Raw genomic sequence first — 5,444 nt, 5'->3', positions numbered from 1 at the left:
AAGTTGCATGCGTTTCTAATCATTGATTACTCCTTGAAATCAAGCAATTACATTGCGTTTTACATATGCGCTTCTTGGCGCACCACTTGGGTGGTTATGATAGAGAATAACCGCACTCGCGTTCGTGACCAGCGACGCTTTAACAACCTCGCGCGGGTAGACCGAGGCGGCATTAATGGTTCCGTAGAACATCTCTTTGGTGCGCAACACTCGATGTTGATTATCGAGGAAGATAATCCCAAACACTTCAGACTCACAAGCGGCCAAGGACGTTTGACAGAACGATTTCACCAATTCAGGCGAGGTTAATGGCGTTTGTTCTGAAATAAACAGTTTGGATTTGAGAATGCTTGCGGCTTGGTCAAGGATGCCCTTTTCTTCTGATGTGAATAACGAAACATTTGAGTATTGAACAAGTGCTGACATGGTATTTCCTTTCGGTCTTGGTGAGCGTCTGACTGTCCGTACCCAGTTGCAGGTTCTGTAGCGCAAGGGCGCGCAGCGGCGAAGCCTCCCTAGCGCGAGGGTTCTCAAATGGGACGGTTTAAAGGAAGTCGCGACAACAAGCCAAAAGGACAGCCTAAGCCAGTACCTCAACCCAAAGCACGTCGCCCAGTTAGAAAGGTCCCTTCCCCACCAAGAGGGCGCCCTACTGGTTACTCGAATTACGCCACTCGATATTAATGCCTGCTCGTTACGAGCGTTTTTCCCGGTTTACTTGACTGGGTGATAACACACCGAATGTTCGCATCCCCCTCAACCAAGGACTCCCCCTCCGACGACGCGATCATATTTGTCATCAAAGGGCCTCAATACGCACACTCGATAACCTTGGTCACTTAAGACAAGACCGAACAAGGCGTTGCTCGTCGAAAAACATAACCCGTTTGAATGCCGCTACCGGCTAGAATATCGAAACAAAATCCAGACACACTAATGACCTTCTCTTATGAGTGTTTGATGACGTTACACAATAAGCAGACTTCAGTCGTCATACAGAGAAGAGAGTAAAGCCTTTGCCGATGCACGATGCTCGGAGGTGGTTTCTATCGTCCTTTCCGTTTTCTTCGCGTAGGCGTAGTCTTCTCGCATCTGCTTAATGGTGGTAGTGTTATCACACACACTGATACTCACCCCCTTCCCTCGGTTGCCTTCCTCTAGTATTAAAGAGTCGGTATACCCAAACTCATTCACCAAAATCTCATGAACCTTGACGGCCTTTACGGTGGAGTAAAAGTCGGTTGAATTCACCCAAATCACGTGCATGGATATGTCAGCGGATACTGTAGAGCGAACTGTCATGTGACCCCCTAAGCGCCAAAACGCACATCGAAACAAAATCCTGAGCACTTAAACGTTCCCGCCCCCGTTGTCACAAAGCGCAACGCTGGAAACACAGACCCGTAAGTGGTGTACATAATGATGTGATCCACTCGCTCGTGAAGAAACCATTCACCAAAGCCAGCGCCATTTAATTCGATGAAAAAGTCACGGATTTCATGGAAAGCAAAACGACGCGACACCAATTGCGGAAACTGCTGCTTGATAGCGTCAACGAACCCTTGGTCTTTTAACGCTGCGATATCAGCCAGTTGCTCCGGCGACTGACGACGACTGAACATTTTCAAACGCTGGATTTTGGAAACAAAATCAGACTTTCTTTTCGTCTCATCACGACACTTTTTGACTTGATAGCGCAACTTCAATACCGCCAAAGGACTAGAGATATCATTTTTTGGTGAGCTTTCGTGCCCCAGCGGCGAAACGCTGGTCGATGAATTTGAATTAGAGAGAGTTGGGGTTGAGTTTTGTTGCGCCATGAGAGTTTCCTTTCTATTTGAGTATCACTTTTCGGAGCCGCTTGGCTGTCCGCTCTCTCAACATCGTTCTGCTTTGCAAGGGCGCGCAGCGGCGAAGCCTCCCTTGAAAAACAGGTTGTGGGGAGAGACGGTTAACAGCCTGCGAGCCCGAAAATGAGGCGAGTGAAATAAATCGGCGCATAAGAAAACAAGCTCTTATTCGAACTTATTCAAAGACAGAGAGATCAACGAGAAGGGAACGACAAGGCGCTAAGACTCTTAGGGCAATCAGGCCTAGCCCGCAGGGTGACGCCTAAGACAACGATAGGAGTCGTGATAAAGACACGTTTAAAGTGTTTGTCTTTAAAATGAGAACAGGCTCAGATGTGTGAACAAAACTCTCGCGTTTCATGTAGACCAATATTGGAAGTTAAGTCCGCGCCAAGGTTCTTTAAAATGGCTACTCATCAAATCAAAGCTAATGGGCGTAATAAAAAAGCGAAAACGTACTTATTGTGCATTCAAATAATGGATCATATTAACAGTGTCAATCATACCCACATAGTCTCCAGAATCGTTGATGACAACCCAAGGCAAAGGAATATGGTTCCGAATTTTCTCATGGATTTCGCTCGCGTTTATTGTTTCGTGAACACAGGTAATCAATGGTTCCATCATCGCACTCACCACTTTATCCAAAGAACGATACTCTTGCATCGTTTCTCGGTCAGTGCCGAGTGTGGGCGTAGCATGGAGATTGTATTTTTCCTTGGTTAGGACGCCCACACACTGCTTATCAATGATTACGGGTAAAACATGAACCGAATTACGGTCAAATAAGGCTTTGACCTCTCTTAAGGTGTGAGTGGGAGATAACAAAGGAGGAGTAGTAAATAACACCACGTCTTGAATTTCTGGCTCGACCAAGTCACGGAGCTCCTCTCTATCGTTGATTTCAGCTGAGAGGAGTTTAACTGGTAGGGGTTTTGCGAAATAAAACCCTTGTAAATAGTCCACTTTAAGGTCTTTTAATATATTAACTTCTTTAATACTTTCAACACCTTCAGCCACCACTTCTACTCCTAAAGTATGAGCAAGTTGCGTAATCATTTTAACGATGTAGTAATTGTGAGAGCCGAAAACGAGATTAATAATAAAATCCCGGTCGATTTTAAGTACATCGAAGTTACCATCTTTCAAGTAGGAGAAAGAAGAATATCCAGTACCAAAGTCATCAATAGCTATCTTTACCCCTTTTTTACGTAGCTCAAACAGCAGATCACTGTTCTTGTTTTCATTGCTAAAGTAGGCTGACTCTGTGAGCTCTACGGTAACATAAGGGAGATGCTTACGATGTTTTCTGAAAAGCGACATCAAGTCTTTGAAGAGGGACTTCACTGGTTTATCTGAGTTCAAAGACACATTAATGGTGATCTCGACTTCATTGCCATATAGTTTAACCAGTTGATTTCGTTGCTCCATGGCTTTATCTGCTACGGCCAAATCTAGCTCAGAAACGAGACCCATATCTTCTGCAATCTGTATCATTTCCTGAGTCTCTAGGGGCTCGCCTTGACTGTCTGTAAATCGACACAATGCTTCGAGTTTACAGACTTTAAAACTTTTGGTTGAAATAATAGGTTGAAAGAAAACCTGCATAGCCTTTGCCTTAACCGAATACCTCACTATCTCTTCTAACACCTCGCGTCGTTTGACTTTTTCATGAAGGTTTCGGTTATAAAAGCATATGTTGTTATTATTAGAAGTATGCCTTTCATACATCGCTTGTAAAGAGTGAGATATCATCTTGTGTGCATTATTCGCATCCAATCCAAGTACTGATACACCAATAGTGCCTCCCATACTTCGTCGATATACTTCTTTGTCCATTCTTGTTTTGATTTTATTAAAGCGTTCTCGAATCGCTTCGAAGATAGAAAGCGAGTGAGGTTTAGCTTTGTCATGCTTATAAATGATGGCAATGGTAAACACTGTCTTTTTAATAAAGCCTGCCGTACAGTCACTTTCATGGTACGCGAGCGCGCTTGCAAGTTGTTTTTTTTCATCGAACTCCAATGTTTCATCAAACTTTGGTACAAAGGACATTAGTAACATCCCTTCGCTATCTTTTAGTTCAGCCTGTCCATTTTGTACCTTAGCCAAAAATTCTTCTTCACCGGGCAGTTGAGTTAATAACTCAATACCGCCATGTTCAATACCAGCAACGCGGTAGAGTTTACTCGATAAATCTAAGGTAATCCCCAAGTAATAGGTGTTGCCTTTTAGAGACTCTAACTTCTGGATGAGTAGCTCTTGAGGCTTGACGTTCCCGGATTTGGCTTTACTTAAAATGAGACCGCTCCAATAATCGTGTTGGATAATTTCCTTCCACATGTTGCTAAAGAACGGTGCTCCGTGCTTGCCAGCATTGAAAATAGACGTCTTTTTACCAAGAAGCTCCTCTACTTTATAACCGGTTGATTTCTCGAAGTAACTATTGCAGGCAACAATACGGGTGTGTTTGTCCGTCACCACCATACCGTGATGGTGATTTTCAAATATTTGATAAAAAAAGGACGATAAGTCTTCTTGAGTTGGAGACAAGAGCATAGGCATTATCATACCTGCGATCAGATTTTCAGTGATTTTTTTTACGGAGACTAAACTCAGGTTAACGTTAGAGCCTCGCGTGACTATGAATGCTTTAATGGGATCTGGCTCCTCCCCTCTTTTTACTTGTAAGAGCATCTCAGAGACTCGGGCTTTATTAGAAGGTGAAAACAGATCTAGAAAATGTTCGATAGTAGTCACGGTGCATGTGACCCCCAAGACTTCTTGTAGATCACATGCATCGATAGTTAAATTATTGGTATTCACTTGCCACGTAAAAGAAATCTCCCTTTTTTGATGAAATTGGACAAATTCATTTTTAACTAACTGCATAGTTGAGGCCCATGTGGTTAACGGTTTACTACTTAAAACTATAGAAGATTTTTAACTATTTTCCTTTTAATTTAAGGATATGGTGTTATTCATGAACGTGGCAGGTTAATTATTGAAGAGTACAAACAAGGCAGTCATAGAGCGTTAAACATCTTAGCGAACAACGGAAATAAATATGATACTTATCACAAATTTTCATGAGCGATTATTAGTCACGAAATAGTTAAATAAGCTTGACGTTTTCTCTCCTATTGCTGTCCACTGACGTAACTTCATATTCATTAAAGCTAGGCGAAAACAGTTGTTTGTGTGCATCTCAATACATTTGGGCTAGCAAAGTTAGAGCTTAATACCCACGCACCTAATGAAACATTAAAACAAGGTTCGTAGACATTGGTTTCATTGACATTAAATTCAGCCAGTCGAAGAAAACAACTAGAGTTAATTTGCATGAGTCCAAAATCACGACTGGTTACTTGACCTTTTTTATTTTTGTTTTCGTTATAAGCATTAGGATCAAGACTGCTTTCAACTTGTGCTATCGCTCGCAGCAAATCTGGCTCAACATTATAATGTTGTCCTGCTTCATCAAAACAAAACGAATACCCGACACTTGGAAATACCGACAATAATAAGATTAGTTTTTTCATAAGCTAAAAAATGGAGTCCAAAGGAACTCCATTATATCGCGTGAATTGACGT

General features: G+C 42.4%; 4 protein-coding genes and 1 pseudogene. All 5 read right to left on the bottom strand.

What is annotated here, in order from left to right; all coding sequences use genetic code 11:
- Positions 1–39: 39 nt before the first annotated feature.
- Positions 40–426, bottom strand: a complete 387-nt coding sequence (locus L3V35_RS25260; RefSeq protein ID WP_237300846.1) for a JAB domain-containing protein — start codon at positions 424–426, stop codon at positions 40–42.
- A gap of 558 nt (positions 427–984) precedes the next feature.
- Positions 985–1,302: a hypothetical protein gene (locus tag L3V35_RS25255; RefSeq protein WP_102556368.1), complete on the bottom strand. Its 318-nt coding sequence runs from the start codon at positions 1,300–1,302 to the stop codon at positions 985–987.
- 8 nt (positions 1,303–1,310) lie between these two features.
- Positions 1,311–1,820 (bottom strand): hypothetical protein, encoded by a 510-nt coding sequence (locus L3V35_RS25250; RefSeq protein WP_237300845.1) that lies wholly within the window; start codon positions 1,818–1,820, stop codon positions 1,311–1,313.
- Positions 1,821–2,309: 489 nt separating this feature from the next.
- A complete protein-coding gene (locus L3V35_RS25245; protein ID WP_237300844.1) occupies positions 2,310–4,742 on the bottom strand; it encodes an EAL domain-containing protein in 2,433 nt (810 codons plus the stop codon).
- A 329-nt stretch (positions 4,743–5,071) separates the two neighbouring features.
- A pseudogene (locus L3V35_RS25240) lies at positions 5,072–5,392 on the bottom strand (lytic transglycosylase domain-containing protein); the annotation flags it as partial.
- Positions 5,393–5,444 lie beyond the last annotated feature (52 nt).

The organism is Vibrio sp. L5-1 (assembly GCF_021728315.1).
Classification (GTDB): Bacteria; Pseudomonadota; Gammaproteobacteria; order Enterobacterales; family Vibrionaceae; genus Vibrio; species Vibrio splendidus_K.
Note: the sequence above shows the minus strand (reverse complement) of the source record. Positions and strands in the feature narration are given on the sequence as shown.